At 57.9% G+C, this 26278-nt stretch carries 32 protein-coding genes and 3 tRNA genes; 14 read left to right on the forward strand and 21 right to left on the reverse strand.

Annotated features, from left to right (window positions below; all coding sequences use genetic code 11):
• Positions 1-19: 19 nt before the first annotated feature.
• The 4 genes from pgsA (at position 20) to ACA072_RS13360 (ending at position 1088) form a co-directional block, all read left to right on the forward strand.
• Positions 20-580, forward strand: a complete 561-nt coding sequence (gene pgsA / locus ACA072_RS13345) for a CDP-diacylglycerol--glycerol-3-phosphate 3-phosphatidyltransferase (RefSeq protein WP_109632018.1) — start codon at positions 20-22, stop codon at positions 578-580.
• 63 nt (positions 581-643) lie between these two features.
• Positions 644-719 (forward strand) — tRNA-Gly (locus tag ACA072_RS13350).
• A gap of 46 nt (positions 720-765) precedes the next feature.
• Positions 766-839, forward strand: a tRNA-Cys gene (locus ACA072_RS13355).
• A gap of 162 nt (positions 840-1001) precedes the next feature.
• Positions 1002-1088 (forward strand) — tRNA-Leu (locus ACA072_RS13360).
• Between the two features lie 86 nt (positions 1089-1174).
• Here the strand turns inward: ACA072_RS13360 and ACA072_RS13365 are convergent.
• On the reverse strand, positions 1175-2011 hold the full coding sequence (locus ACA072_RS13365) for an NAD(P)H-binding protein (RefSeq protein ID WP_497624709.1): 837 nt from the start codon (positions 2009-2011) through the stop codon (positions 1175-1177).
• Between the two features lie 180 nt (positions 2012-2191).
• On the opposite strand from ACA072_RS13365, the gene ACA072_RS13370 reads away from it, so the two are divergent.
• Entirely contained in the window at positions 2192-2857 is a 666-nt protein-coding gene (locus ACA072_RS13370; protein ID WP_497624710.1) for a TetR/AcrR family transcriptional regulator, read from the forward strand.
• 45 nt (positions 2858-2902) lie between these two features.
• On the opposite strand, the gene ACA072_RS13375 is transcribed toward ACA072_RS13370, so the two are convergent.
• The 8 genes from ACA072_RS13375 to ACA072_RS13410 all read right to left on the reverse strand — a co-directional run bounded on the left by ACA072_RS13375 (position 2903) and on the right by ACA072_RS13410 (position 9115).
• Positions 2903-3187, reverse strand: coding sequence for a hypothetical protein (locus ACA072_RS13375; RefSeq protein ID WP_109631887.1), 285 nt, complete (start codon positions 3185-3187; stop codon positions 2903-2905).
• Positions 3188-3490: 303 nt separating this feature from the next.
• The gene (locus tag ACA072_RS13380) at positions 3491-3721 is read right to left on the reverse strand and encodes a hypothetical protein (RefSeq protein ID WP_010460746.1); all 231 of its coding nucleotides are present in this window, start codon (positions 3719-3721) and stop codon (positions 3491-3493) included.
• A 115-nt stretch (positions 3722-3836) separates the two neighbouring features.
• Positions 3837-4058 (reverse strand): hypothetical protein, encoded by a 222-nt coding sequence (locus tag ACA072_RS13385; protein ID WP_109631885.1) that lies wholly within the window; start codon positions 4056-4058, stop codon positions 3837-3839.
• A 72-nt stretch (positions 4059-4130) separates the two neighbouring features.
• Positions 4131-5171, reverse strand: coding sequence for a DNA topoisomerase IB (locus tag ACA072_RS13390; protein WP_497624711.1), 1041 nt, complete (start codon positions 5169-5171; stop codon positions 4131-4133).
• A gap of 77 nt (positions 5172-5248) precedes the next feature.
• Entirely contained in the window at positions 5249-6328 is a 1080-nt protein-coding gene (gene modC, locus ACA072_RS13395) for a molybdenum ABC transporter ATP-binding protein (RefSeq protein ID WP_497624712.1), read from the reverse strand.
• Positions 6329-6331: 3 nt separating this feature from the next.
• Positions 6332-7012 (reverse strand): molybdate ABC transporter permease subunit, encoded by a 681-nt coding sequence (modB, locus tag ACA072_RS13400; protein ID WP_497624713.1) that lies wholly within the window; start codon positions 7010-7012, stop codon positions 6332-6334.
• Entirely contained in the window at positions 7013-7780 is a 768-nt protein-coding gene (modA, locus tag ACA072_RS13405; RefSeq protein WP_497624714.1) for a molybdate ABC transporter substrate-binding protein, read from the reverse strand. It lies immediately after the preceding gene.
• A 270-nt stretch (positions 7781-8050) separates the two neighbouring features.
• Positions 8051-9115 carry an NAD(P)H-dependent flavin oxidoreductase gene (locus ACA072_RS13410; RefSeq protein ID WP_497624715.1) on the reverse strand — a complete coding sequence of 355 codons (1065 nt, stop codon included), beginning with the start codon at positions 9113-9115 and terminating at the stop codon, positions 8051-8053.
• A gap of 236 nt (positions 9116-9351) precedes the next feature.
• Between ACA072_RS13410 and acuI the strand changes: the two genes are divergently transcribed.
• Complete coding sequence (gene acuI, locus ACA072_RS13415) at positions 9352-10335, forward strand: acrylyl-CoA reductase (NADPH) (protein ID WP_497624984.1); 984 nt, start codon at positions 9352-9354, stop codon at positions 10333-10335.
• On the opposite strand, the gene ada is transcribed toward acuI, so the two are convergent.
• From ada to ACA072_RS13445, 6 genes are all read right to left on the reverse strand, one after another.
• Positions 10336-11400 (reverse strand): bifunctional DNA-binding transcriptional regulator/O6-methylguanine-DNA methyltransferase Ada, encoded by a 1065-nt coding sequence (gene ada, locus ACA072_RS13420; RefSeq protein ID WP_497624716.1) that lies wholly within the window; start codon positions 11398-11400, stop codon positions 10336-10338.
• A gap of 88 nt (positions 11401-11488) precedes the next feature.
• Entirely contained in the window at positions 11489-12169 is a 681-nt protein-coding gene (gene alkB, locus ACA072_RS13425; RefSeq protein ID WP_497624717.1) for a DNA oxidative demethylase AlkB, read from the reverse strand.
• On the reverse strand, positions 12159-12863 hold the full coding sequence (locus tag ACA072_RS13430; RefSeq protein WP_497624718.1) for a 2OG-Fe(II) oxygenase: 705 nt from the start codon (positions 12861-12863) through the stop codon (positions 12159-12161). Before ACA072_RS13430 ends, alkB begins: the two co-directional genes overlap by 11 nt.
• Entirely contained in the window at positions 12863-13366 is a 504-nt protein-coding gene (locus ACA072_RS13435) for a methylated-DNA--[protein]-cysteine S-methyltransferase (protein ID WP_497624719.1), read from the reverse strand. The genes ACA072_RS13430 and ACA072_RS13435 overlap by 1 nt, the downstream gene beginning before the upstream one ends.
• 137 nt (positions 13367-13503) lie before the next feature.
• Entirely contained in the window at positions 13504-13680 is a 177-nt protein-coding gene (locus tag ACA072_RS13440) for a hypothetical protein (RefSeq protein ID WP_497624720.1), read from the reverse strand.
• 28 nt (positions 13681-13708) lie between these two features.
• Positions 13709-14011 (reverse strand): DUF1883 domain-containing protein, encoded by a 303-nt coding sequence (locus tag ACA072_RS13445; protein WP_007946189.1) that lies wholly within the window; start codon positions 14009-14011, stop codon positions 13709-13711.
• Between the two features lie 212 nt (positions 14012-14223).
• On the opposite strand from ACA072_RS13445, the gene ACA072_RS13450 reads away from it, so the two are divergent.
• Together ACA072_RS13450 and ACA072_RS13455 are read left to right on the forward strand one after the other, a co-directional pair.
• On the forward strand, positions 14224-14580 hold the full coding sequence (locus ACA072_RS13450; RefSeq protein ID WP_109631865.1) for a hypothetical protein: 357 nt from the start codon (positions 14224-14226) through the stop codon (positions 14578-14580).
• A gap of 72 nt (positions 14581-14652) precedes the next feature.
• Positions 14653-14883, forward strand: coding sequence for a hypothetical protein (locus ACA072_RS13455; RefSeq protein ID WP_497624721.1), 231 nt, complete (start codon positions 14653-14655; stop codon positions 14881-14883).
• Positions 14884-14894: 11 nt separating this feature from the next.
• On the opposite strand, the gene ACA072_RS13460 is transcribed toward ACA072_RS13455, so the two are convergent.
• Positions 14895-15176, reverse strand: a complete 282-nt coding sequence (locus ACA072_RS13460; RefSeq protein WP_497624722.1) for a hypothetical protein — start codon at positions 15174-15176, stop codon at positions 14895-14897.
• A gap of 140 nt (positions 15177-15316) precedes the next feature.
• Positions 15317-15505 (reverse strand): hypothetical protein, encoded by a 189-nt coding sequence (locus tag ACA072_RS13465; RefSeq protein WP_497624723.1) that lies wholly within the window; start codon positions 15503-15505, stop codon positions 15317-15319.
• A 258-nt stretch (positions 15506-15763) separates the two neighbouring features.
• On the opposite strand from ACA072_RS13465, the gene galU reads away from it, so the two are divergent.
• Both galU and gorA read left to right on the forward strand, forming a co-directional pair.
• Positions 15764-16603, forward strand: a complete 840-nt coding sequence (gene galU / locus ACA072_RS13470; protein ID WP_010460715.1) for a UTP--glucose-1-phosphate uridylyltransferase GalU — start codon at positions 15764-15766, stop codon at positions 16601-16603.
• Positions 16604-16733: 130 nt separating this feature from the next.
• Complete coding sequence (gene gorA, locus ACA072_RS13475) at positions 16734-18092, forward strand: glutathione-disulfide reductase (RefSeq protein WP_497624724.1); 1359 nt, start codon at positions 16734-16736, stop codon at positions 18090-18092.
• On the opposite strand, the gene ACA072_RS13480 is transcribed toward gorA, so the two are convergent.
• Entirely contained in the window at positions 18089-19108 is a 1020-nt protein-coding gene (locus tag ACA072_RS13480; protein WP_497624725.1) for a DNA-binding protein, read from the reverse strand. The genes gorA and ACA072_RS13480 overlap by 4 nt on opposite strands.
• Before the next feature lie 178 nt (positions 19109-19286).
• Between ACA072_RS13480 and ACA072_RS13485 the strand changes: the two genes are divergently transcribed.
• From ACA072_RS13485 to ahpF, 3 genes are all read left to right on the forward strand, one after another.
• Entirely contained in the window at positions 19287-20225 is a 939-nt protein-coding gene (locus tag ACA072_RS13485; protein ID WP_497624726.1) for a site-specific integrase, read from the forward strand.
• Positions 20226-20375: 150 nt separating this feature from the next.
• Positions 20376-20939, forward strand: coding sequence for an alkyl hydroperoxide reductase subunit C (gene ahpC / locus ACA072_RS13490; protein ID WP_010460707.1), 564 nt, complete (start codon positions 20376-20378; stop codon positions 20937-20939).
• A 128-nt stretch (positions 20940-21067) separates the two neighbouring features.
• Positions 21068-22630: an alkyl hydroperoxide reductase subunit F gene (gene ahpF, locus ACA072_RS13495; protein WP_497624727.1), complete on the forward strand. Its 1563-nt coding sequence runs from the start codon at positions 21068-21070 to the stop codon at positions 22628-22630.
• A gap of 86 nt (positions 22631-22716) precedes the next feature.
• Here the strand turns inward: ahpF and gloA are convergent, their stop codons facing one another.
• Complete coding sequence (gloA, locus tag ACA072_RS13500; RefSeq protein WP_497624728.1) at positions 22717-23238, reverse strand: lactoylglutathione lyase; 522 nt, start codon at positions 23236-23238, stop codon at positions 22717-22719.
• Positions 23239-23383: 145 nt separating this feature from the next.
• Here gloA and ACA072_RS13505 point away from each other — a divergent pair, with 145 nt between their 5' ends.
• Positions 23384-23908, forward strand: a complete 525-nt coding sequence (locus ACA072_RS13505) for a DUF4946 domain-containing protein (RefSeq protein ID WP_497624985.1) — start codon at positions 23384-23386, stop codon at positions 23906-23908.
• Positions 23909-24084: 176 nt separating this feature from the next.
• Here ACA072_RS13505 and ACA072_RS13510 read toward each other — a convergent pair whose 3' ends face one another.
• Together ACA072_RS13510 and ACA072_RS13515 are read right to left on the reverse strand one after the other, a co-directional pair.
• On the reverse strand, positions 24085-24447 hold the full coding sequence (locus tag ACA072_RS13510; RefSeq protein ID WP_497624729.1) for a histone-like nucleoid-structuring protein, MvaT/MvaU family: 363 nt from the start codon (positions 24445-24447) through the stop codon (positions 24085-24087).
• A gap of 234 nt (positions 24448-24681) precedes the next feature.
• The gene (locus ACA072_RS13515; RefSeq protein ID WP_497624730.1) at positions 24682-26208 is read right to left on the reverse strand and encodes an EAL domain-containing protein; all 1527 of its coding nucleotides are present in this window, start codon (positions 26206-26208) and stop codon (positions 24682-24684) included.
• Positions 26209-26278 lie beyond the last annotated feature (70 nt).

The raw sequence follows: 26278 nt of genomic DNA on the forward strand, positions 1-26278 counted from the left end.
CTCGTAGCCAGTTGTGCCGATGAATATCCCTAATCTGATTACCGTTCTACGCGTCCTGCTCATCCCGATCTTCATTTTACTGTTCTACCTGCCTTACCAATGGAGCTACCTGGCTTCTGCCTCGGTCTTCGCATTTGCCGCCGCCACTGACTGGCTGGATGGTTATCTGGCCCGTCGTCTGGAGCAAAGCACACCGTTCGGGGCTTTCCTCGATCCCGTGGCTGACAAGCTGATGGTGGCCGTTGCGCTGGTGCTGCTGGTGCAAGAACACGGCAACCTGTGGCTCACGCTGCCGGCCGCCGTCATCATCGGTCGCGAAATTGTCGTCTCGGCACTGCGCGAATGGATGGCCGAACTCGGCGCTCGCGCTCACGTCGCCGTGTCGAACCTGGGCAAATGGAAAACCGCCGCGCAAATGCTGGCGCTGGTGATCCTGCTGGCCAATCCTTCGGACTTCACCTTCTGGGTCTTGATCGGTTATGCCTTGCTGTTGGTTTCCGCAGGACTGACATTGTGGTCCATGGTCCAATACCTGCGGGCTGCCTGGCCGCATCTGAAGACTGACGTGGAAAAGAAATAAAACTTTTTTGAATCAAAGGGTTGACGGGGCTTCTGGATTCTATAGAATGCGCCACACCAAGACGCGGGAATAGCTCAGTTGGTAGAGCACGACCTTGCCAAGGTCGGGGTCGCGAGTTCGAGTCTCGTTTCCCGCTCCAAGTTTGTATGCATTTGATGTCGTGCTACATGACAGCAGATGTTTGAGGCCGAGTAGCAAAATGGTTATGCAGTGGATTGCAAATCCACCTACGCCGGTTCGATTCCGACCTCGGCCTCCACTATAAACAAGCTCCGTAGATCTATGATTTACGGAGCTTTTTTATTTCCGCAGTCCTGCAAGATTTTGTCTTGAAAAGGGTCTCTGCGAACTTGCTTCACCGGGACGGGATGTATATATTTCGTCCTCTGTTGCACAAGCCAGACCGCTTCACCGCGCTACCGCCCGAATGGCGAAACTGGTAGACGCATGGGACTTAAAATCCCCCGCTCGTAAGGGCGTGCCGGTTCGATTCCGGCTTCGGGCACCATACCTATCAAAGGCCTGCATGAGTTTTCTCATGCAGGCCTTTGTCGTTTCCGCTCCGCAATTTTTGACAGATGATCCTCATCGACCTCAATCCTGGTTCTGCCAGACGCCCGTCGCTGCGGTGCGCCGAACATAATCGCTGAAGTCTCGCGCGGGCCGGCCAAGTGCGCGCTGAACGCCATCAGCCACTGGCGTATTACGACCGTCGAGTACCGTCGTGAAGAGATACAGCACCAGGCTTATCAGCTGGGCTGGAAGTTGCGCCTGTTCCAGCGCCTGACGATAGTCTTGCGCCTGCACCGCAGCGAAACGGATATCGCGCCCGGTCCCCTTGGCAATCTCATCGGCGGCTTCGGCAAAGGTCAGCGCCCGTGGCCCGGTCAATTCATAGAGTTGCCGTGAGTGTCCGGGCTGGGTCAGTGCCAAGACGGCAATTTCTGCAATGTCCTCCACATCGACGAAGGGCTCCGCGATATTGCCGACGGGAAGGGCCAGTTCTCCCTGAAGAATAGGTTCCAGAAAATGTGCCTCGCTGAAGTTCTGAAAGAACCAGCTGGCCCGCAGGATTGTCCAGTCGACGCCGCTGTTCTGTATGACGCATTCTGCTTGTTCCGCTTCGACCTCGCCGCGCCCGGACAGCAGCACCAGTTTGTCTACACCACTTTTGACGGCCAGGTCGGTAAACGCCTGCACCGTCTCGACGGCACCCGGAACGGCGAGGTCCGGCTGATAGGAAATATAAACGGCGTGAACGCCATCAAGCGCCGCATCCCAAGTCGTCCGGTCTTCCCAGTCGAAGGGTGGATTCGCCTCGCGAGATCCCTGGCGCACGGGCATTCCCGCCGCTTTGAGACGTTGTGTGATCCTGCGTCCTGTTTTGCCGGTCGCGCCGAGAACGAGGATGCTGTCTTGAGTTGTTTTCATCACGTTCATCTCCATCGGGTTAATGTGAGTGATGCTCACGTTAAAAAGATGATAAGCCCTCACGTTATGCCGTCAACCAAGGTTAGAGAGAAAACCGACGTACGGACGCGACCACTTGGGGGCGTTCGTGGCTGGTGATAAGGTGAGTGCTTGTCATGTTATTAATCGGGAATTTCGCCAGTGCCAAAGAAAGCAGCCGCCGGGCTTGAGCCATCTGTTTCAGAGCCGAGCCGACGCAATCCCACGCAACAACGCAGTCGCGAGCGGCAGGAGCGGATTCTTGCCGTGGCGACGCAACTGATCGCGACCAAGGGCAGCGACCAAGTCAAGATGAGCGAAATTGCCGAGCGCTCGGAGATCTCGATCGGATCGCTTTATCAATACTTTCCCGACAAGAGCTCAGTCATTCGCACGCTCGCCGAGCGCTATAACGCTGCCAGCCGTCGTTGTATCGAAGAGGCTCTGGTGGCGGTGGAGGATGCGCAAGGGTTGGCCGATGCCTATTCGGGCCTGCTGGATCAGTATTACGAAATCGTTCAGGCCGAGCCTGCGATGCGTGATATCTGGTCAGGTATGCAGGCGGACAAGCATTTGCTGGCGTTGGAGCTGGAGGAGAGTCGTGTGGCGGGCGGCTTACTGGCCGATGCGATGTTGCGAGTGTTTCCAGGCAGCGATGCTCAGCAGGTTGCTGACTCTGCCTTTCTGATCTGGCAGCTTGGCGAAGCGACCATGCGACTGGCCATTTCCTGTGCGCCCGAAGAGGGGCGGCGGTTGTTTGAAGCGTTCAAGCGCATGTCGCTCACCAAAATCATGGAGCCGGCGTGCCTCAATGCTTCAAAGTCATAACAAGACTGGGCCGAGCAAAGTCGACCCAGCGATAGAATCAGCCCTCTAAACAAAAGGCTGGCCGGTAAAACCACGGGGTAATCTTTGCAACCCGGCCATGGCGGTAAGCCGTTCTACCCAGGCTGCGCGCCAGTCGTTGGCGGTGTGAGTGACTTTGGCCTTGCGAGCAGCACGGCGTGCTGCATTTCGCTCGGCTTTGCGCGCGTCCTTGAACGCGTCGGTGTTGCGGCAGCTTCTGCACTTGACGCGGGTCAACTCGCTGCTTGAAGTGAGATTGCTGCCTTTGTGACCGCAGGCCAGATGCCCGCCGACTTTGAAGTGGGTGACCATGGAACGTCTCCTTCGCGACGTGTGATCGTTTGACCTCCAGCCACTCGTGACGTTCGCCAGCTGCCCGACGGACAAAAAAATGGCCTGCATGCGGGCAGGCCAAGGGGTTCATCAAAGGAGTGAACCCACTGTAAGGCGTGTGTTGTGAACATTACGTGAAAAGAGGGCCGCAAAAAAAAGCCCAGCGCCAGGCCGGGTGGGTGTGGAGCGCAGGTAATCAGACAGGCACGGACACGGTGACGATGAGGTCGCCGTTCAAGCGTCCTGAATAGGCCCTTTCTCGAATCGCGCGTCCAGATCGAATCATCTGAACCGCGGAAGAGGTGGGTCGACAGGTTTCAACGAAGACAGGGTGTTGCGAATCAGTGGCGCGTCTTTCTCGATGTCGTTCAGGCGGTCACGAATTCTGAGGGCTGTCGGGTGCCCTCCTTGATGATCTACCCAGTCGGCAATCTCCTTGCACGCAGCGGCAAGTCGAGCCTGGCGGGAATCGAGCAGGGTGAGCAGGGTGGTGATGGACTCTTTTTCGGACATGGCAAACACCTCCGTTCAAGAAACCTGACAAATAGCAGCAAAAAGCCCGCTGGGTGCGAGCTTTCTGCCGATGGGGTCGCTGATCCTTCAGCAGTTTTCAGTATAGACCCGGACTTCAGGCTTGTCGGGCCGTCACTTGTGACTTGGCATTGAGCTGTAGGCATTTACGTTGGGCATCTTCTTCACAATCGTAGTCGTCACCGCAGAAGCCCAAGGTGCGGGTGTCGAAGATTCGATAAAACTCCGCAGCGTCGGGTGGCGGGTGGCCGGCTTCTCCGGCCCGGCGGCCATGAATGATGATCTTGTTGCAACGCTTCACAACGAAAATGTCTTCCATGGCGTCACCGCGGCTGATTCATGTCCACATCAACTATAGAAGTTCCTGGCGATCGTGCAAAAAATGGACGGGTCATTTCGTCGATTCGGTCGCCGCGATCATCTTCTCCAGATACATGGCCAGCCCGACTTCCTCTGCCCTGAGCCCTTTGCGCAGTCTCGGTCGCGGCAGTTGCGCCAAGGCGCCGAGCATGAAGCCTTCGAGCACCGCCGGGTGGATATAGCACTTGCGGCACACCGCCGGGGTGTTGCCGAGCTGCCTGGCGACGTTCTTGACCATCTCCACCACATGCCGCTTTGCGTCGGATTCGGGTTCCCACTGCAATTCGCGCAGCACCGACAATGCCAGCGCGCTTCCAGCCCACGTGCGGTAATCCTTGGCGGTGAAATCGGCACCGGTGAGGGTTTGCAGGTAGGCATTGACGTCTGAGGAGCTGACGGTGTGCCGCTCGCCATTTTCGTCCAGGTATTGAAAGAGGTCTTGCCCGGGAATCTCCAGGCAGCGCTTTATGATTCGGGCCAGGCGCCGGTCCTTTACGGTGATCTGGTGCTCGACACCACTCTTGCCGCGGAACTGGAACAGGATCGCACTGCCGTTGACCTCGACGTGACGGCTGCGCAGGGTGGTCAGGCCGTAGGAGCGATTTTCCCGCGCGTACTGCGTGTTGCCGACCCGGATCAGCGTCGCATCGAGCAAGGTAATGACGGTGGCCATGACTTTGTCTCGACTGAACCCCGGAGCGTCCAGCAGTGCTTCAAGCTGTTTGCGCAGTTTCGGCAATGCCAGGCCAAAGTCCCGCAGCCGCGAGTATTTGTCGGCATCGCGCACTTCGCGCCAGCGGGCGTGATAACGGTATTGTTTGCGACCGCGAGCATCACGCCCGGTGGCTTGCAGATGGCCGCGCGGGTCGGCGCAGATCCACACGTTGGTATAGGCCGGCGGCACGGCGAGGGCATTGATGCGTTTGATTTCGTCGGGATCGGTAATGCGCTGGCCCGCCGGGTCGAAGTAGCAGAATTTGCCACGCAAGAGTTTGCGGGTGATTCCAGGCTGCGTGTCATCGACATAATGCAGGTCGGGTGGCAGCACATCGGGCAGCGCGGTGTCGGACATGGCGAAAATCCTTGGCGATCAAGTCAGGGGGCCTGTACAGCCATTGACCGCGCCCGTTCGCCGTGGTGCCGACAGATTTACGCCAGGACGGCCACCGCTTTGATCTGCGCCCAGAGTTGCTGGCCGGGGTGCACGCCCAACTGGTCCCGGGAATAACGGGTGATGCGTGCCAATAGCGGCGTGCCGTCAGCATTGAGGCGGATCAGCACGTGGGCGGCATTGTCGGCGCCGATTTCATTGATCACCGTCACCGGCAAGCGATTGAGGATGCTGCTGTGCTCGACGCCTTGCAGGCTCAGGCTCACATCACGCGCCTGGACCTTGCAGCGCAAAAGCTGGCCCGGAGTCATCGGCGCATGCGTCACGCGAATGCTCAGGTCGGTAGCAGGCAGTTGCAACGTGAGCAACTGATAGTGCGGGTCGTAGGCACTGACATGCCCTTCAATCACCACGCCGGCATCGTCGCCCAACGCCAGAGGCAAGTCGAGACGCGCCAGGGTTTCGCCGATGGGACCGCTGGCCAGTGCCTTACCGTCGCTGAGCAGGACGATGTGGTCAGCCAGCCGAGCGACCTCATCCTGCGAGTGGCTGACGTACAGCACCGGGATGTCGAGTTCATCGTGCAGGCGTTGCAGGTAAGGCAGGATTTCGTTTTTGCGCTGGCTGTCCAGCGCCGCCAGCGGTTCATCCATCAGCAGCAGTTTTGGGCTGGTGAGCAGCGCGCGGGCGATGCCGATCCGTTGCCGTTCACCGCCGGACAGGTGCTGGGGATGGCGATCCAGCAGATGACCAATGCCCAGCAGTTCAGTGGCGTGCGCCATGTCGACCCGGCGTTCATGCTTCGGAATGCGCTTGAGGCCGAACTCCAGATTGGCCAGCACCGACAGATGGGGAAACAGACTGGCTTCCTGAAACACATAACCCATCGCGCGTTTATGCGGCGGTACGAAAATCTTCCTGTCGCTGTCCTGCCAGACTTCATCGTTGACCTTGATAAATCCCAGTTCGGCCTGTTCCAGACCGGCGATGCAGCGCAGGCACGTGGTCTTGCCCGAGCCGGAATGACCGTACAGTGCCGTCACTCCACGGCCGGGCAGTTGCAGATCCACCTCCAGAGCGAATCCCGAATAACGCAGTTTCAAACGCATATGAATCATCGGTCAGCTCCAGCCTGTTTTGGTTTTACGGCTGGAGTAGAGCGCCAGCAACACGGCAAAGGAGAACACCAGCATCGCCCCGGCCAGCCAATGGGCCTGGGCATATTCCATGGCTTCCACATGATCGTAGATCTGCACCGAGACCACGCGGGTTTTGTCAGGAATGTTGCCGCCGATCATCAGCACCACACCAAACTCGCCGACGGTATGCGCAAAACCAAGAATGGCCGCGGTGATGAAGCCGGGTCGAGCCAGCGGCAGGATCACGCTGAAGAAGGTGTCCCAGGGATTGGCACGCAAGGTCGCGGCCACTTCCAGCGGGCGAGTGCCGATGGCGGAAAAAGCGTTTTGCAGTGGCTGGACCACGAACGGCATCGAGTACAGCACCGAACCGATCACAAGCCCCGCAAAACTGAAGGTGAGCGTGCCGAGTCCCAGCGACTGGGTGAAGTGGCCGATAAAGCCGTTAGGCCCGAGCGCCAGCAACAAATAAAAGCCGATCACCGTGGGCGGCAGCACCAGGGGCAGGGCGACGATCGCCCCGACGGGGCCGCGCCACCAGGATTGGGTGCGCGACAGCCATAACGCAATCGGAGTGCCGATGATCAACAGGATGACCGTCGTCAGGGACGCCAGTTTCAGGGTCAGCCAGATGGCGGAAAAATCGGCACTCGTCAGCGTCATTTAGAGTTGGTAACCGTAGGATTTGATAACAGCGGCGGCTTTCGGTCCCTTGAGGTAGTCAACCAGCGCCTTGGCAGCGGGGTTGTCCTTGCCCTTGTTGAGGATCACCGCATCTTGTTTGATCGGGTCGTGCATGTCGGCCGGGACGATCCAGGCCGAGCCGCCGGTGACTTTGCCGTCTTTGTAGATCTGCGACAAGGCCACGAAGCCGAGTTCTGCGTTGCCGGTGGAAACGAACTGATAGGCCTGGGTAATGTTCTGGCCTTCAACGATCTTGTCTTTGACCTTGTCGGTCAGGCCCTGCTTCGCCAGCACTTGAGTGGCGGCCAGGCCGTAAGGCGCTGCTTTCGGGTTGGCGATGGAGAGGTGCTTGTACTCGTTCTTTTTCAGCACATCGCCCTTGGCATCGACGTAACCTTCCTTGGCTGACCACAACGCCAGCGTGCCGACAGCGTAGGTGAAACGCGAACCCTTGACGGTGTCGCCTTCAGCCTCAAGTTTTTGCGGGGTGGTGTCGTCCGCCGAGAGGAACACTTCGAACGGCGCGCCATTCTTGATCTGGGTGTAGAACTGCCCGGTTGCACCAAAGGAAGTGACCAGTTTATGCCCGGTGTCTTTCTCGAAATCTGCAGCGATGGCCTGGATCGGCGCGGTGAAGTTGGCGGCGACAGCCACCTGGACTTCGTCCGCCTGGGCGGACCCGAAAGCGAATACGGCGAGAAGGCTTGCGAGGCAGGTGGGGGCAAAACGTGAGGCACGAATGGTCATGAAACGGCTCCGTTATAGGCGAGTGCAACGAGGGGGTAAACGCTGTATATAAGAATATATAGCGAAATGCCTGCAAACGGAACGTGTTGGATGCTGAAGTCGCGCACGACCTGTAGCAGCTGCCGAGCAACGCGAGGCTGCGTTCGGCTGCACAGCAGTCGTAAATCCAGGCGCCACGGTTAACCTGAACGACCGCAGTGGCTGACTTGACGACTGCTTCGCAGCCGAACGCAGCCTCGCGTTGCTCGGCAGCTGCTACAACAGCGTGTCTTAGCGGCGGAGCAATTTGGTCAAGCCTTCCTCCGCCAGGCGTCGGGTCAGCTCCGCCGTGGTCATTTCAACGCCAAGCGTAAACGCCTGCCCGGCCCAGAGGTTGCTGAAATCTGCCTCACCCTTGGCCCGCAACGGCATCAACGCACCGCCAGCCAGCGGGAAGGCCGGGGCTTTATCGCTCATGGGCCCGATTTCGCGCATCACCCGATTGAGAATCCCCCTCGCCGGGCGGCCGGTGAAAAGGTTGGTCACCGCGGTTTCGCTTTCCTTGGCTGTGCGCAACGCTTTGTGGTGAGACGCGCTGACCTTGGCTTCCGGCGTGAACAGATAAGCCGTCCCCACCTGCACCGCTGAAGCGCCCAACAGAAACGCCGCCGCAACGCCCCGGGCATCACTGATCCCGCCCGCTGCAATCACCGGCACTTTCACCGCATCGACGACCTGAGGCACAAGGGCGAATGTGCCCACCTGGCTGCTCAAGTCATCGCTGAGAAACATCCCGCGATGTCCGCCCGCCTCGTAGCCCATGGCGATGATCGCGTCGCAGCCCTGTTGTTCCAGCCAGATGGCTTCTTCGACCGTAGTCGCCGAAGAAAGAATTTTCGCCCCCGTGGCTTTTACTCGATCCAGCAGCGATTTTTCCGGCAGGCCGAAGTGAAAGCTCACGACTTCGGGGCGAAATTCTTCGAGCACTTCGCAGGCGGCGTTATCGAAAGGGGCGCGATTGGATACCGGCGTGGGTGCATCAAAATCGACGCCCAGTTCCCGGTAATAAGGTTCCAGCAAATGCTTCCAGTCCCGAGCGCGTTGCTCATCGGCGGCTGGCGTCTGATGGCAAAAATAGTTGATGTTGAACGGGCGCTGGCTGTGTTGACGGATGGTCTTCAGCTCTTCGCGCAGCTGTTCGATGCTCAGCATTGCCGCAGGCATCGAGCCTAGACCGCCGGCGTTACTCGCCGCGATGACCATGGCCGAACCGGTTGCTCCGGCCATGGGGGCCTGGATGATCGGCAGTTCAATGCCAAGCAGGTCAAGAATGCGGGTGTCTGGCCATTGGCTCATTTGAATAATTCTCCGACGGGTAGACCGGTTTTTTACCAGCAATGGCTGACGCAGGGCCAGTCGACTTTTGTATCCGGGACGTTTTCCTGTATTCCAGGACCGCAAAAAAAAGCAAAACCGCACGGCATGGAAACGCTCGGCGCCTTACTCGTTTGTCTAAAGTCTTGTACGGCCAGATGTTTCTTTGTGGTATTTCAATGGCCCCACCCACTGATTGATTCCATTGAGAGGCGATGATGTTCAAAGGTATTTTGATCGACAAAGACGACAGCGGTTACCGGGCGACACTGCAAGAGATCAATGACGATCAACTGCCCGAGGGCGATGTGACGGTGCGCGTGGCGTACAGTACGCTGAACTTCAAAGACGGTCTGGCGATCACCGGCAGCAGCCCGGTCGTCAGGAAATTTCCGATGGTGCCGGGGATCGATCTGGCGGGTACGGTCGAAGTCAGTGGCCATCCGGACTACAAGGTCGGTGACCAGGTTTTGCTCAATGGCTGGGGCGTGGGTGAAGGGCATTGGGGTGGCCTGGCGCAAAAAGCGCGCCTCAAGGGCGACTGGCTGATTGCGCTACCCAAGGCATTTACCGCAGCTCAAGCCATGGCAATCGGCACGGCCGGTTACACGGCGATGCTGTGCATCCAGGCGCTGGAACATAACGGCGTCACGCCTGAGCAGGGCGAAGTCCTGGTCACCGGGGCCAATGGCGGAGTAGGCAGTTTCGCCATCGCGCTGCTGAGCAAGCTTGGCTATAAGGTTGTAGCGTCCACGGGCCGCACCTCCGAGCATGATTACCTCAAGCAACTGGGTGCCAGCGAGATCATCGATCGCGCCACGCTGTCCGAGCCGGGCAAACCTTTGGCCAAGGAGCGTTGGGCTGCGGTGATCGACTCGGTTGGCAGCCACACGTTGGCCAACGCCTGCGCCAGCACCAAGGCCAATGGCACAGTCGCCGCTTGCGGGCTGGCACAAGGGATGGACTTTCCGGCCTCCGTCGCGCCGTTCATTTTGCGCGGCGTGACCTTGGCCGGGATCAACAGCGTGACCCAACCCAAAGCCAGGCGAGTAGAAGCCTGGAATCGGCTGGCCAAGGATCTGGACTTCGCGTTGCTGCCGCTGATCAGCCATGAAATCGGCTTGAGCGAAGCCATCGACGCCGCGCCGCGACTACTCGCCGGGCAATTGCGTGGCCGGGTTGTGGTCGATGTGAATCGCTGATTACACAGTCTCGCGTTCCAGCAACTGACGCTTGCGCTCCACACCCCAGCGATAGCCCGAGAGATTGCCGTCGCTACGCACCACGCGATGACACGGAATCGCTACCGCCAGGCTGTTCGCGCCGCAGGCCTGGGCCACGGCGCGCACCGCTTTGGGCGCGCCGATACGCTGAGCGATATCGGCGTAGCTGGCAGTGCTGCCTGCCGGAATTTCCCGCAGCGCCTGCCAGACTCGCTCCTGAAACGCAGTGCCGCGCACGTCCAGCGGCAAGTCCAGACCAATCGCCGGCGCTTCGATAAAACCGACCACTTTGGCGATCAGCTGTTCGAACTCATGATCGGCGCCAATCAGATTCGCACGCCGAAACTTGTCCTGCAGATCGCAGACCAGTTGATGCGGATCGTCCCCCAACAGAATCGCGCAAACGCCACGTTCACTTTGCGCCACCAGAATCGCCCCCAGGGAACACTGACCGACGGCAAAACGGATGTCGGTGTTCTGGCCCGCCGCGCGGTAATCGCCGGGCTTCATGCCCAGCAGCTGATCGGCCGATTCATAGAAGCGACTGTTGGAGTTGAAGCCGGCGTCGTACAAGGCGTCGGTTACCGAACCGCCGTCGGCCAGACGTTCGCGAACCTTGCGTGAGCGATGGGCTGTGGCATAGCCCTTGGGTGTCAGGCCGGTCACGGCTTTGAACACTCGATGGAAGTGGAAGCTGCTCAGCCCTGCTGCGTCCGCCAACTCATTCAACGCAGGCAGATTGTCGGCGGATTCGATGTGTCGGCAGGCGGCTGCTACGGTTGCCGCGTGTTGTGCGGCGACGTCGCTTTGATCCTTTGTGGCCCGCTTGCTCGGGCGATAACCCGCCGCCTGGGCTTGTTCCGCCGTGTCGAAAAATTCGACATTCTGCGGTTTCGGCAAACGCGCCAGGCTACTGGGGCGGCAATAGATTCCGGTGGTTTTCACGGCGTAGACAAACTGCCCGTCGGCGCCGGGATCCCGTGCAACGACGGCGGCCCAGCGAGGATCGTTCTCGGTGGCAAGCTTGGTCGAATGAGTTGTCATGGCTTCATGTCCGTTGACCCCGTTTCCTTCAGATTAACCAGCCAGCAACAGCGATGCACCCCGAGTCTTGCGGTTGAATTCGAGGGTTTCATCCGGCGGTTCGAAAGGTGAAGTTGATCCGTTGTTCGCCCAGGTGCGGGTGATGACCGTCCTTGATCGGCAGCACGCCGTGATAACGCAAACGATCGACGCCGCCCCAGACCACGATATCGCCATGCAGCAGCGATACGCGTTGGCTTTTATCGCTTCGTTCAAAGCCGCCGAACAGGAAGATGGCAGGCAATCCCAACGACACCGAAACGATGGGTGCGGCGTAGGAATCTTCGTCTTTGTCCTGGTGCAATGACATCTTGGCTCCGGGGACATAGCAGTTGATCAGGCAGGAATCAGGAACAAAGTCCGAAAATCCAGCTTCCCGGGCCGCCGCTTGTGCGAGTTCGAAAAACACCTCGGGCATCCTGGGCCAGGGTTGCCCGGTCTGTGGGTCGTTGCGCGTGTATTTGTAACCGCTGCGATCCGTGGTCCAGCCCCAGGTGCCGCAACTGCTCAAGGCCACCGACATGGTAAAGCCGCCGGGCGTGATCATCTGCCGTAACGGCGCAGCGGTCAGAACCGCTTTCAGTGCCGGCAGCAACTGGTCCAGCCAGGGCAGGGCAAAGCCACGCAGAACGTAGGACTGTTCACCGATCTGCTCGCGCCTGGGCTTTTGCTCAGGTTCAGCATTGGCAAACAGATCGAAGGTGGTCGGGGTCATGGGGTCATAACGCATCGTGAAAGATGATTCCAAGGGTATGTCGTTTTCCACTGTGCAGGCGACTCACGCCGTGTCGCATCGTCACTCGGTAATAGCCACGAACGCCTTTGACCGGGCGCTGGCTGACCGCAAAGATCAACCCATCGCCTTTTTTCAGGCCGATAACCTGAGGGCGTGACTGCATTCGCGGGCGTTGTTCGGTCAGCACAAACTCGCCGCCGGTGAAATCTTCATCCGGTTCTGACAGAAGAATCGCCACTTGCAGCGGGAATACGTGTTCGCCGTACAGATCCTGATGCAAACAGTTGTAGTCCTGCGGGCCATATTGCAGCAATAACGGCGTCGGGCGCTCCTGACCGGCGGCATGGCAGCGTTGCAGGAACGCTTCGTGGCTTTCAGGAAAACGGGACGGCAGGTCCATGCAGTCATACCAGCGATTGGCGATCGGGACCAGCTGAGGATAGAGCGCACTGCGCAGGCGGGCGACCGGGGACGGCAACGGGTATTTGAAGTACTTGTATTCGCCACGACCAAAGCCGTGGCGCGCCATCATCACTTGAGAGCGGAAGGGCGCTGACTGAGCGTAGAGGGCGCTGATTTCGTCGCACGTCTGTGTATTTAAAAGCGACTTGATGACGGCGCAGCCATCCTGATCGAGTTGTTGCGACAGGGTTGTCCAGTCAAAAGCATCGAATGTTCGCTCGCTCATCATTGAACCTCACGATCCAGTAACTGACGTTTGCGCTCCAAACCCCAGCGATAGCCGCCAAGGCTGCCGTCCTGGCGCAGCACCCGGTGGCAAGGCACGATAACGGCCACCGGGTTCGCCCCACAGGCATTCGCCACCGCCCGGAAAGCGTCGGGCTGGCCGAGGCGTTGGGCAATTTCGCGGTAACTGGCAGTTTCGCCGACGGGGATTTGTCGGAGGACTTCCCAGACCCGCTGTTGAAATACGCTGCCGGTCAGGTCCAGTGGCAGATCGAGCGCGGTGCGTGGGTCTTCGAGGTGGCGCAGGGTTTGCTCCAGTGCCGGCATCAAACCTTCATCGAGCTGGGGGCTTGGCTGGCCAGGGAAACGCCGCGCCAGATCCTGTTCAAGCGTGATCAAGTCGTCGCCGAGCAGCAACGCGCACAGGCCCTCGGTGCTGAATGCCAGCAACAGGACGCCGAGGCTGGAAGTGCCGCTGATGTAGCGAATCGAGGAAGTAGGCATGTTCTGACTCCTTAACCAAAGGTCGAGGAAGCCAGTCTAGGGAGCGCCAAGGGAGTGAACACTCCGGCGCTTGCGGTCGAATTCGAAACGGGCGCGGAGCATGACGTCCTTGTTGTCGCTCCGGATGCCGAGTCGCGTTACAGCGCTTTGCTGACACTGATTTCGCTGATGACGTCTTCGCTCGAACCATGAATGGCATCCAGCGCAGCTCTGGCTTCTTCTTCGGTGCCGTTTTCAAGCTGGGCAAATTCGAAGCGGCGTTCGCCGTTGAGTTTGTATTTGATGACGTATTTGGTCGTTTGGGCCACGGTCATACCTGCTTTATTCGTGTGGGAACGTCACTCAGCTCAGTTTTGTGCTGGAGCGACGGATGATCTTGATCGAGTGCGTCAGGGTCGGTTTGCGGGTCACGCTGATCGGCCGGCGGTTGACCGTGTCGATGGTGATGTTCCAGAAGCCGGTGCTCGGTGCAGTAATCCGCGCCGGGAACGTGTCGAACGCACCGCCGTGATAAGTGTGACGACCGCCGTTCTTGAAACTGCGGAAGTTGGCGTCGTTCATCAAGCGAATGTTGCAGGTTTGGGAGCACTGGATGACGACAATGTCGTCTTCATTGAGGTGCTCGCGCTGGTGGATAAATTTCATGAGGCGCCTCCAGAAGGGCTTTTTCTACAAAATCAAAACGATAGCATGGGCGATTGACGCAGTTTATCAGCCCGAACAGGTTATTATCCGATCGTCAGGGTTCGCTTTGACAATTAAAAACAGTTATTCGGAATTCTATGAGCGATAAACGCAACGAGCCTCGGAGAAAATCAGCATTTGTGCTGTCGGAGGGTCTTTATCGGAGGTTTTGTATGAAGTGGGGCGTGTTGGTATTGCCGTTGGCATTGGTAGTGAGTGGCTGTGCGAATGTCTCGGAGATTAACGAGACGCTGCCTACCATGAACGTGATCTCAGGCAAAAAGCCCAATGAATACGCGCAATGCCTGGTTGAAAAACTGGCCGACAGTCGTGGCGCCCTGCAAGTGGAGTCGCACAAGGACGGGATGCGTGTGATCGTGCCAGCGAAATTCTCGTCGGCCCCGGCAGCCGTGTTCGACATCGAAGACCGCTCGGGTGGCAGCGGTATCAAGCTGCATGAGCGCATGTCCAATGTGCCGGTGCGTCCCAAAGACGTGCAGAAAGCCGCCAACGCGTGTATTTCCGGCTGATAGACTGGTCGCCGTTCATACTGATGCCGTCAAAGTCATGCTTTGGCGGCATTGTCATTTCTGGAGTCGAGCATGAAGCGAGAGCAGGTACGGGAACGCCATGCAGAGGGGCTGATCTCTGCCACCCACATCATTCAAAATCCGGCGAACCCCGGGGAATGGATCGTGTTTTTCAAGAAAAGCGCCGGGCGCAGTTATTTCCTGGTGGATGATAACGATGAGGTCGAATCGTTTGGCCGTCTCGACGATTTGATCGAGACCGTGCGCGGCCTCGGGATCAAATTCGCGGAAATTCACATGTAGGGCAGGGCGCCTTACTTGCAGACCACCACGACGCTACGGTTTTTAAAGTTGCCGACGTCGACACCCAGGGTCTTGTCGCTTTCCTTGGTGGAAGGCGTGCCGTCGGTACCGACGATCCGGTAGCCGGTGCCGGCGCAAGAGGCATCGGCTTTTTCGTAGCACGTGGCCCAGGAATTGGCTTCACCGGAGCAGTCGATCGCCAGGCCTTGCTCGCCGTTGTTCAGGTACATCTTTTCGGAGGTGGCGCAGCCGCTCAGGGCCAATACCGCAATCAGGGGCAAAAATCTGTTCATGTTCATAGTCGTCTTCAGCGAGGGGGGCTAGACGCTCTGACAGCGCCAGTGTGAAAAGGTTATAGCGATTGGCCACTTGTTTGCACCTGGGCACAAAAAAGCCCTGCTGGATGGCAGGGCTCTGCAAGTGCCGCAGGAGATCAGTCCTGACTCTTGCCGCGTCGCTTCGGCGCGGGAGGTGTGTAGTCGAGCACCGATGCCACTTCAATCGCCATCGCTTCGGTGGGTAACGGCCCGGAAACGTCTTCGCCATTGGTGGCGGTAATGTGCCACTGGCCATCTTTTCCTTTGTCGACCGTGTACCCGTTGATGATTTTTGCTACGGTCATCTATCTGTCTCGTTCACTGGTTCAAAGTCGCCATGATACCGGCAAATGCTCGCATTGGGGGGCGATAAGCGTATGGTGGTCCAGTTTGCCGGCCTCTTTGAGCTACGCTGATTTGACCGCGCAAAAATCCGGAGGGAACTATCCGCGGGAATATTTCTCTATGATGGCATCGGTTAGCCAGCGCGGGGCATTGTAAGGTGCACGCCGCCTGATTAGACTGCGCCGAAACTCGTACACACAGCCCTTTCAAGGACTTATATGATCAAGAAATGCTTGTTCCCAGCAGCCGGTTACGGTACTCGCTTCCTGCCAGCGACTAAAGCCATGCCCAAAGAAATGCTGCCGGTGGTAAACAAGCCACTGATCCAGTACGGCGTCGAAGAAGCACTGGACGCTGGTTTGACTGAAATCTCCATCGTCACCGGTCGCGGCAAACGCGCCCTGGAAGACCACTTCGACATCAGCTACGAGCTGGAAAACCAGATCAAGGGCACCGATAAAGAGAAATACCTGGTCGGGATCCGCAAGTTGCTCGACAACTGCTCGTTCTCCTACACCCGCCAGACCGAAATGAAAGGCCTGGGCCACGCGATTCTGACCGGTCGCCCGTTGATCGGTGACGAACCGTTCGCCGTAGTCCTGGCGGATGACTTGTGCGTCAACCTTGAAGGCGACGGCGTACTGACCCAGATGGTCAAGCTGTACAAGCAGTTCCGCTGCTCGATCGTTGCCATCCAGGAAGTCGATCCGCAAGAAACTCACAAGTACGGCGTTATTGCCGGTGAAATGATCCGCGACGACATCTACCGTGTTCACAGCATGGTCGAGAAGCCAAAGCCTGAAGATGCACCGTCGAACCTGGCGATCATCGGCCGTTACATCCTGACCCCGGACATCTTCGACCTGATCGAACAAACCGAGCCAGGCAAGGGTGGTGAAATCCAGATCACCGACGCCCTGATGAAGCAAGCTCAGAACGGTTGCGTCATGGCCTACAAGTTCAAAGGCAAGCGGTTTGACTGCGGTGGCGCCGAAGGCTACATCGACGCGACCAACTTCTGCTTCGAGAACTTCTACAAGACTGGCAAGGCTTACTGATAGCGCCTGACCTACTTGTATTGAAAAGCCACCTTCGGGTGGCTTTTTCATTTTCCGCCCCCATATCGCTTGCAGCGCTTGCCCAACGGACGTCTGCGGGTATGCTGGTTGCCTGCCGAGGAGATTGAAAATGGCCTACGATTTTGACCTTTATGTGATTGGCGCCGGTTCCGGCGGTGTGCGGGCTGCGCGTTTTGCTGCCGGTTATGGCGCGAAAGTGGCTGTGGCCGAGAGCCGCTATCTGGGCGGTACGTGTGTGAACGTCGGCTGTGTGCCGAAGAAATTGCTGGTCTATGGCGCGCACTTCGCCGAAGACTTCGAGCAGGCTTCAGGCTTTGGCTGGACACTGGACGAAGCAAAGTTTGATTGGGCAACGCTGATCGCCAACAAGGATCGCGAGATCAATCGTCTGAATGGCATTTACCGCAATTTGCTGGTCAACAGCGGTGTGACCTTGCATGAAGGCCACGCCAAGATCATCGACCCGAACACGGTAGACATAAACGGCGAGCGCCACACAGCCAGGAACATCCTGATTGCTACCGGCGGCTGGCCACAGATCCCGGAGATTCCGGGGCACGAGCATGCGATCAGTTCCAACCAGGCGTTCTTCCTCAAAGAGCTGCCAAAGCGCGTTCTGGTGGTGGGTGGCGGTTACATCGCTGTCGAATTCGCCGGGATCTTCCACGGGCTGGGCGCCGAGACCACGTTGTTGTATCGCGGCGAGCTATTCCTGCGCGGCTTCGACGGTGCAGTACGCAAGCATCTGCAGGAAGAGCTGACCAAGCGTGGCATGAACCTGCAATTCAACGCCGACATCGAGCGCATCGACAAACAGTCTGATGGCAGCCTGAAGGTGACGCTCAAGGATGGTCGCGAGCTGGAGGCGGATTGTGTGTTCTACGCCACCGGTCGCCGTCCGATGCTCGACAATCTCGGGCTGGAAAACACTGGCGTCAAACTCGACAAGAAAGGTTTCGTCGAGGTCGATGATCAGTATCAGACCGCAGAGCCGTCGATCCTGGCGCTTGGCGATGTGATCGGCCGTGTTCAGCTGACGCCCGTCGCCCTGGCTGAGGGCATGGCCGTGGCGCGTCGTTTGTTCAAGCCTGAGCAATATCGCCCGGTGGATTACAAGATGATCCCGACCGCCGTGTTCAGCTTGCCGAACATCGGCACTGTCGGTTTGAGCGAGGAAGAAGCGCGCGAAGCCGGCCACGACGTGCAGATTTACGAAAGCCGTTTCCGCCCGATGAAGCTGACCCTGACCGAATGCCAGGAGCGCACGCTGATGAAACTGGTGGTCGATGCCAAGACCGACAAGGTCCTGGGTTGCCACATGGTCGGGCCGGATGCCGGTGAGATCGTCCAGGGCCTGGCGATTGCCTTGAAGGCTGGCGCGACCAAGCGCGACTTCGACGAAACCATCGGCGTGCATCCTACTGCCGCCGAAGAGTTCGTCACCATGCGTACGCCGGTTAGCGGTTAATCGCTCTTTTCGCTCTCTGATGCGTCTGGCGCTGTTGCAAGGACAGCCGCCAGGCGCAGGCTTTCATCGAGGCTCGCCTGGGTCTTGAGCAATTCAATCTCCAGCCCTTTGTTGATCTGCGTCTGCTCGTCGACGCTCTGCTTGAGCGACTGACTTTCCAGCAGGGCGGCGCGCAAGCGTTCCTGGAGGAGGGTGCGTTCACTGTCAATGCGATTGACCTGCTCCAGCAATTGATCCTGACGGCCATGGGTGTGTTTGAGTTGCTCCTGCAACAACCCCAGTTCCCGCAGCGTTCCACGGTTCTCGGTGAGCAAGCGCTCGTTGTCGCGATGCAATTGTGTGATCTCATCCTGACGCACCAATGCGCTTTGCTGGGCCTGGCGCAATTCCATCTGAATCTGCTGTACCTGGCCCTCGTGGCGACTCTGCTCCTGCTCGCGCTGTTCCTTGGTGGCGTTGCGGTAGTGTTCCAGGGCGTCGCGTGCGTGCAGATGCTTTTCTTCCAGTGAGCGGATCTGCTCATCCTTGTCTTGCAAGCGCAGTTCGAAATCGGCCAGTGCCTGGTTCAGTCCGGCGTTGCGGGTTTGCTCGGTCTGCAACATGGTGCGGGTTTCTTGCAGAGCCTCGGACTCTTGAGTCAGGGCCAGGCTTTGAATTTCGTATTGCTGGTGCAGTTCGGTGTTGGCTTGCCGGGCTTCAGTCAGCTGGATTTCCAGCTCTTTTCGTTGCTGATCGAACTGCGTGCGTGCCTGGTCGATGGGTTCTTGTGCCTGCTCCTTGAGGCGTTGCGCCAGGCGCGAGACCAGCCCTGCCAGCTCGTCATCAATGGGCTCTGAAGGTGTTTCGACGCGTTCGCCGCCGTCATCCAGTTCCTTCAAATAGCGGTGGATGGTGGTTTTCGAGCCGGTATTGCCCATCTCGATTCGTACTGCATCGATGCTGGGGTTTTCGCCACGGGCAAGGATTGCCAAACGTGCTGCCTGCACTACCGCTTTATTTACGCCGCCACGAGCCATGTGTTCTCCTACGATTTCGTACTGTGGTACATGCCACTAAAGTACGCAGTGTACCATCTTCAGAAAAAAGATAAAAAATGTAAGTTCGTAATGCGGGATATACTGGTATTACCCCGTGTGATGCGTCGTGCAGCAGCTTTTACACCGCTAAAGCGGTACGTTTTCGAGAGATGAGCCCATGACCGATCTGGATCGCTACCTGCAAGCCGCCACTCGCGACAACACGCGTCGCAGTTATCGGGCGGCCATTGAGCACTTCGAAGTCAACTGGGGTGGTTTTCTGCCGGCGACGAGCGACAGCGTCGCGCGTTATCTCGTGGCCCATGCGGGCGTGCTGTCGATCAATACGTTGAAGCTGCGGTTATCAGCGCTGGCGCAATGGCACAACAGCCAGGGGTTTGCCGATCCCACCAAGTCGCCGGTGGTGCGCAAGGTCTTCAAGGGCATCCGAGCACTGCACCCGGCCCAGGAAAAACAGGCTGAGCCCTTGCAGCTTCAGCATCTGGAGCAAGTGGTGGCGTGGCTGGAACAGGAGGCGCAAACCGCCAAGGCGCAAGACGATCAGCCGGGCTTGCTGCGCGCCAGGCGCGACACCGCGCTCATCTTGCTGGGCTTCTGGCGTGGCTTTCGCAGCGATGAGTTGTGCCGCGTACAGATCGAGCACGTGCAGGCGAGCGCCGGTTCAGGCATCACCCTCTACCTGCCACGCAGCAAGAGCGATCGCGAATACCTCGGCAAGACCTACCAGACCCCGGCCTTGCAGCGACTCTGCCCTGTGAACGCTTACATCCAATGGATCACGGAAGCAGCGCTGGTCCGCGGACCAGTGTTCCGCGGTATCGATCGTTGGGGCCACTTGAGCGAGGAGGGCTTGCACGCCAATAGCGTGATCCCCTTGCTGCGTCAGGCCCTGGAACGTGCCGGCATCTCCGCCGACCACTACACCAGCCATTCCCTGCGACGCGGCTTTGCCAGCTGGGCCCATCAGAGCGGTTGGGATTTGAAATCGTTGATGAATTACGTGGGTTGGAAAGATGTGAAGTCAGCCATGCGCTATGTTGAAGCCAGCCCATTTCTCGGGATGGCCCGAGTCGCTGAAAAGCCGTTGGTGCTCTAGATACCGTTTTCTTCTATTAATACTGTCTGCTAATAGCGAAAACCAATCAGCAGCATGAGCTTTGCCAATGAGCCAGGCGGCGAGCGAGTGGGTAGGATTCACTCCATCAACTTCTCAACCAAACATTTCAACCCTGACGGAGAGTCATCGATGCCTATCATCAACAGCCAAGTTAAACCGTTCAAAGCTGACGCCTTCAAAAATGGCGACTTCGTAAAAGTGTCGGACGCTGACCTGAAAGGCAAGTGGTCTGTCGTGTTCTTCTACCCAGCCGACTTCACCTTCGTTTGCCCGACCGAACTGGAAGACCTGGCTGACAACTACGACGCGTTCCAGAAACTTGGCGTCGAGATCTACAGCGTTTCCACCGATACCCACTTTGCCCACGCTGCCTGGCACAACACTTCGCCAGCCATTGGCAAAATCCAGTACACCATGATCGGCGACCCGACTCACGCCATCTCCCGCAACTTCGACGTGCTGATCGAAGACGCTGGCCTGGCTGACCGTGGCACCTTCGTGATCAACCCTGAAGGCCAGATCAAAATCGTTGAACTGAACGATGGCGGCGTTGGCCGTGACGCTTCCGAGCTGCTGCGCAAAATCAAGGCTGCTCAATACGTCGCTGCTCACCCAGGCCAGGTTTGCCCAGCCAAGTGGAAAGAAGGCGAGGCTACTCTGGCTCCGTCCCTGGACCTGGTCGGCAAGATCTAAGTCTGTGAAAGCATTATCAGGGCGGGTTTCCGCACCTAAGTAAGCTGCAACCGCCCTCAAAAACGCCCGGGCGAGATTCGCTCGGGCGTTTTTTTTCGTCTCAAGTAAAGTAAAAGGAAATCGCCCGTATGTTGGACGCCACTCTTAAAGCCCAGTTGAAATCGTACCTGGAACGGGTCACCCAGCCGATCGAGATCGTTGCCTCCCTCGACGACGGTGCGAAATCCCAGGAAATGCTCGCATTACTCAAAGACGTTGCCAGTCTTTCCAACCAGATTACGTTGCTCGACAACGGTGACGATGCACGCAAACCATCGTTCTCGATCAACCGCCCGGGTGCCGATATCAGCCTGCGTTTCGCCGGCATCCCGATGGGCCACGAATTCACTTCGTTGGTGCTGGCGCTGCTGCAAGTCGGCGGCCACCCATCGAAGGCCAGTGCTGAAGTGATTGAGCAGATCCGTTCGATCAAAGGCGAGTTCAGCTTCGAGACTTACTTCTCGCTGTCCTGCCAGAACTGCCCGGATGTTGTCCAGGCGCTGAACCTGATGGCGGTACTGAACCCGAATATCCGCCACGTCGCCATCGACGGCGCGTTGTTTCAGGCCGAAGTCGATGATCGTCAGATCATGGCCGTGCCCAGCATTTACCTGAACGGCGTCAATTTCGGTCAGGGCCGCATGGGCCTGGAAGAAATCCTCGCCAAGATCGACACCAGCGGTATCGAGCGTCAAGCCGAGAAGATCAGCGCCAAGGAAGCCTTTGACGTATTGGTCGTCGGCGGTGGCCCGGCCGGTGCTTCGGCCGCGATCTACGCCGCTCGTAAAGGCATTCGCACCGGTGTGGCGGCTGAACGTTTTGGTGGGCAGGTGCTCGACACCATGGCCATCGAGAACTTCATCTCCGTGCAGGAAACCGAAGGGCCGAAACTGGCGGTGGCGCTGGAAGAACACGTCAAGCAATACGACGTCGATATCATGAACCTGCAACGCGCCGACAAACTGGTGCCGGGCAAGAGTGGCGAGTTGCACGAAGTCCACTTCGCCAGCGGCGCGACACTGAAAGCCAAGACCGTAATCCTCGCGACCGGTGCGCGGTGGCGTGAAATGAACGTCCCGGGCGAGCAGCAATACCGCAACAAAGGCGTGGCGTACTGCCCGCACTGTGACGGTCCGCTGTTCAAAGGCAAGCGTGTGGCGGTGATTGGCGGCGGTAACTCCGGCGTCGAAGCGGCTATTGACCTGGCAGGCATCGTCTCTCACGTCACGTTGCTGGAGTTTGACGTACAGCTACGCGCCGATGCGGTCTTGCAGCGCAAGTTGCACAGCCTGCCGAACGTCACCGTGATCACTAGTGCGCAAACCACTGAAGTGTTGGGCGACGGTCAGAAGGTCAACGGCCTGCGTTATAAGGATCGTCAGTCTGATGAACTGCGTAATGTCGAACTGGAAGGGATCTTCGTGCAGATCGGTTTGCTGCCCAATACCGATTGGCTCCAAGGCACCATCGAGCTTTCACCGCGCGGCGAGATCATCGTCGATGCCCGTGGTGAAACGTCGATGCCGGGTGTGTTCGCTGCCGGTGACGTGACTACCGTACCGTACAAGCAGATCGTGATTGCGGTAGGCGAGGGTGCCAAGGCTTCGTTGAGCGCATTCGATCACTTGATCCGCACCTCCGCGCCGGCATAAACGCTGACGCTGAAAACACAAAACCCCATGAGTGATCATGGGGTTTTTTGTGTCTTGCACATTCCTGCAGAGAGGTGTGGTGTGGCTTAAAGCGGGGCAGGCTGGATGATTTCAACCCAGTACGCATCCGGATCCTTGATGAACGCCAGGCTCTTCATGCGGCCGTCGTTCAGGCGTTTCTGGAAATCACAACCCAGCGCTTCGAAGCGCTCGCAGGCGGCGACGATGTCCGGCACGGAGATGCAGATATGGCCGAAGCCACGCGGGTCGGTGTTGCCGTTGTGGTAGGCGAAATCCGCGTCGTTCTCGGTGCCGTGGTTGTGGGTCAGTTCGAGAATGCCGGGGATCGATTTCATCCATTCGGTACGGACGGCAGCGTCGGCCGGGATCTGGTTTTTATCGACCAGCGCCAGGAAGTACAGACTGAATTCGGCTTCCGGGAAGTCGCGCTTTTCCACCAACGAGAAACCCAGGATGCGTGTGTAGAAATCCAGGGACTTGGTAATGTCCTTGACCCGCAGCATGGTGTGGTTGAAAACGAACTTTTGGGTGGCAGTGTCTGGTTGAGCGGTTACGCCGGGGAAAGTGTTCAATTCGTGCAGGCTCATGGGCCCTCCGGAAAATAAGTGGGGCTAACGAATGGCAACAATGATACGCAAGGGCTGGGACATCACCAAACTCAAACAGTCGGCTATTGCCTGACGGACGGGTGAGGCTCAGACTTTACGGTTCAATCTGTGAGTGTTCATTGCAATGATCCGATTCTGTAAATCGACCTTCGCCCTGTTGTGCCTGCTGTCAGTTGTTGCCAGCGCTCATGCAGATACGCCAGTGGTGACCTGGCCGAATGGCTGGGAGGTCGAAGCCGTGCCGCAGGATGAGGCCAAACCAGGCATTTTTCGGCAGCGCGCGGTAAAAGTCGACCAGGGCGGAACGCCGGTGTTGGTGATGGAATTGACCATGACTCAAGTAGAAAGCGGTCATCAGGTCAATCTGGAGGGTGTGTTGCTGGAAATGCGCAAGTCGGTGCAGAAGGACTTTTTTCAAGGCGGCTATCAAAGTGTCTGCAACAAAATTCATCCGGCGCCCCTGAGCCGCTTGGCGGGACTGGAAACTACCTGCACGATTACACAAAATGGTCGACATGTGCTGTCGCAAACATTGGTCGCAGCGGTGGACGCGGATAAAGCCTATGTTCTTTCCTACGCGGGGCAGGCCGAGGCTTATAAGGCAAGTCAGGACGAAATTACGGCTGCTCGTAACAGCTTGAAACTTTAGTGGGTGGTTTGCGTGACTGCAGATTTCGGCGCGATCCGAAATCTTTAGATACCCAAACGGATTAAGCCTAAAGTTCAGTCGGCAAGTAGCGAGTTGATCGGCGGACCTCGTTGAATTCAAAGGCGCCCATAAAAAAGCCCTGCATTGGCAGGGCATTTTTTTATCACCGCGAGCGTTTAGCCTCGCAGCCAGGAATCCACGGTAGCGGCACCGTACTGTTCCTTCCAGGCTTTCAGGCCGCGGTGGTTGCCGCCCTTGGTTTCAATCAGCTCGCCGGTGTGTGGGTTGTGATAAACCTTGACCACGCGAGCGCGGCGGGTTTTCGGAGCTGCTGTCTGCAGACCGGATTTTGTCGGGTTCGGATCGAGAATGGCGATGATGTCGCGCAGGCTTTTGCCGTAGGTTTTCATCAACCCCTGGAGCTTTTCTTCGAATTCGATTTCTTTCTTGAGCCCGGCATCATTCTTCAGCGATTCCAGCTGCTTGAGCTGTTCTTGAAGGGCCTTTTCAGCGGCACGAAATTCAGCGAGTCTGGACAAATTCATTACTCCAATAGTGTGTTTGGCTGATACCAACCGCAAACAAAGCTATAAGCCAAGAGCCTTGAAGCGACTCGGTGATAAGTGGCTCACCTGCCAATCTTGCACAGGCAAGAAAAATTGTAGTAGTTAATTGGCCAAGAGTAAATCCTGACTTTTTCTTCATGTAACTACAGTAGTCTTTTGATTCAATTTGGTGCGCCGCTTGGTTGCCTCGTCGCTTAAAACCAAAGGTTAATGGTGCCTTAATGCATTAATGAATTCTGCGCCGGGCATCGGTCGGCCGAATAAATAACCTTGCAGGAAGTTCACGCCTTGGGCGGTCAGATAGTCACTTTGCTCTTCGGTTTCCACGCCTTCGGCGACGATTCCCAAATCAAGCTTGGCGGACAGTTCGATAATGCTGTCCAGAATGTGCCGGGAAAGCGCGTCTACGCCGATCATCGCGACAAAACTCTGATCGATTTTCAAGAAGTCCACATTGAACTGGCGCAGATAACCAAGACTTGAGTGACCCGTGCCAAAGTCATCGATAGCGATCATTACGCCCAGGGCATGAAGCTGCTCGAACAATTGGTGCGTGATGCTCGTCGGTTCGATCAGTTCGCGCTCGGTCAATTCCAGCACCAGGTTGACGGCACCCGGCGCGAAGGCACTGAGAAACTCCCGGCAGTCCTCGACCAGCTCCAGGTCCTTGCAATGGCTGGCGGTGATGTTGATACCGATGTGGAACGTTCCGTCGAAGGAAGCAGCAGCAGGCGCCAGCAACGTCGCGGTCTGTCGCATCAACGAGCGAGTCATCGGCACAATCAAACCGGAATGTTCGGCAAAAGGAATGAACAGGTCCGGGCGCACCAGGCCTTCCTTCGGATGATTCCAGCGCATCAGCACTTCGGCCCCGGACCACGTTTTAGTATCGCCATAGACCACGGGCTGAAAATACGGAACAAACTCCTCTGCCCCCAGCGCGCGCTGCAACTCGTGGCTGGGGGACGACGAACGCTGCTGCAAGACATGCCCGATTGCGCTCGAGACCACGCCAAAGAAGATCAGCAAACTGAACAGCGGCGGGTACTCGCTGCTCATGTAACGCCAGGTTTCACCCTCGGGAAAACCGGCCGCGACCGTAAAGCCATAACGCGTGGACGTCAGTTTGCTTTCGGCCACGGGCAGGACGGGCAGGGCATCTTCGTGAACCTTGCCGTCGCCGGATAACCAGGTGGGACCGACTTGCAGGAACAGCATCGTCTTGCGGCCAATCATGCGCAGCGCGTTGCTCAAGTGATGCCCATCGAGCGTACTCAGCGCCCCCTGTTGTCCTTCACTGAGCCGATACACCAATACCGCGGTGTCGGGCGTGACCGGGTTACCTTTCATCAGCAACAACCGGCCTTTGGAGTAGTCGCCGGCACTGAGCTTTTCCTGGTAGTCACCGAACAAGGAACTGCAATAGATAGCGTCGTCCCACACCAGATTCGTCGCGCGTACGAACGGACGGCGGGTGACCTGTTCACGCAGGGCCAGTTTGACGTCATTGCAGCTTTGGCCGGCCAACGGCAGCAGTTCCCGTGCGGCCTGGGCGTTATTGTCGAGCATCAATTCGAATTGGCGGATGGCCTCTTCGGCCGTCAGTTCGTTGCTTTGCTGGAGTGTGCGTTCAGCCTGCATACAGAGGATGACGCTCCCCAACAACAGCGGAAGCAACCCGCTCAAAACGGTAACAGCCATTCGTTTGCCGCGGTTTTTGGCGTTCAGTGGCATTCGCAAAGCCTGTGACGATGAGGGACGGCTCTCAGATGCTGGGAGGACACGGCACGGCTCCCATAAAGAG

This window comes from Pseudomonas sp. LBUM1656, assembly GCF_059716065.1.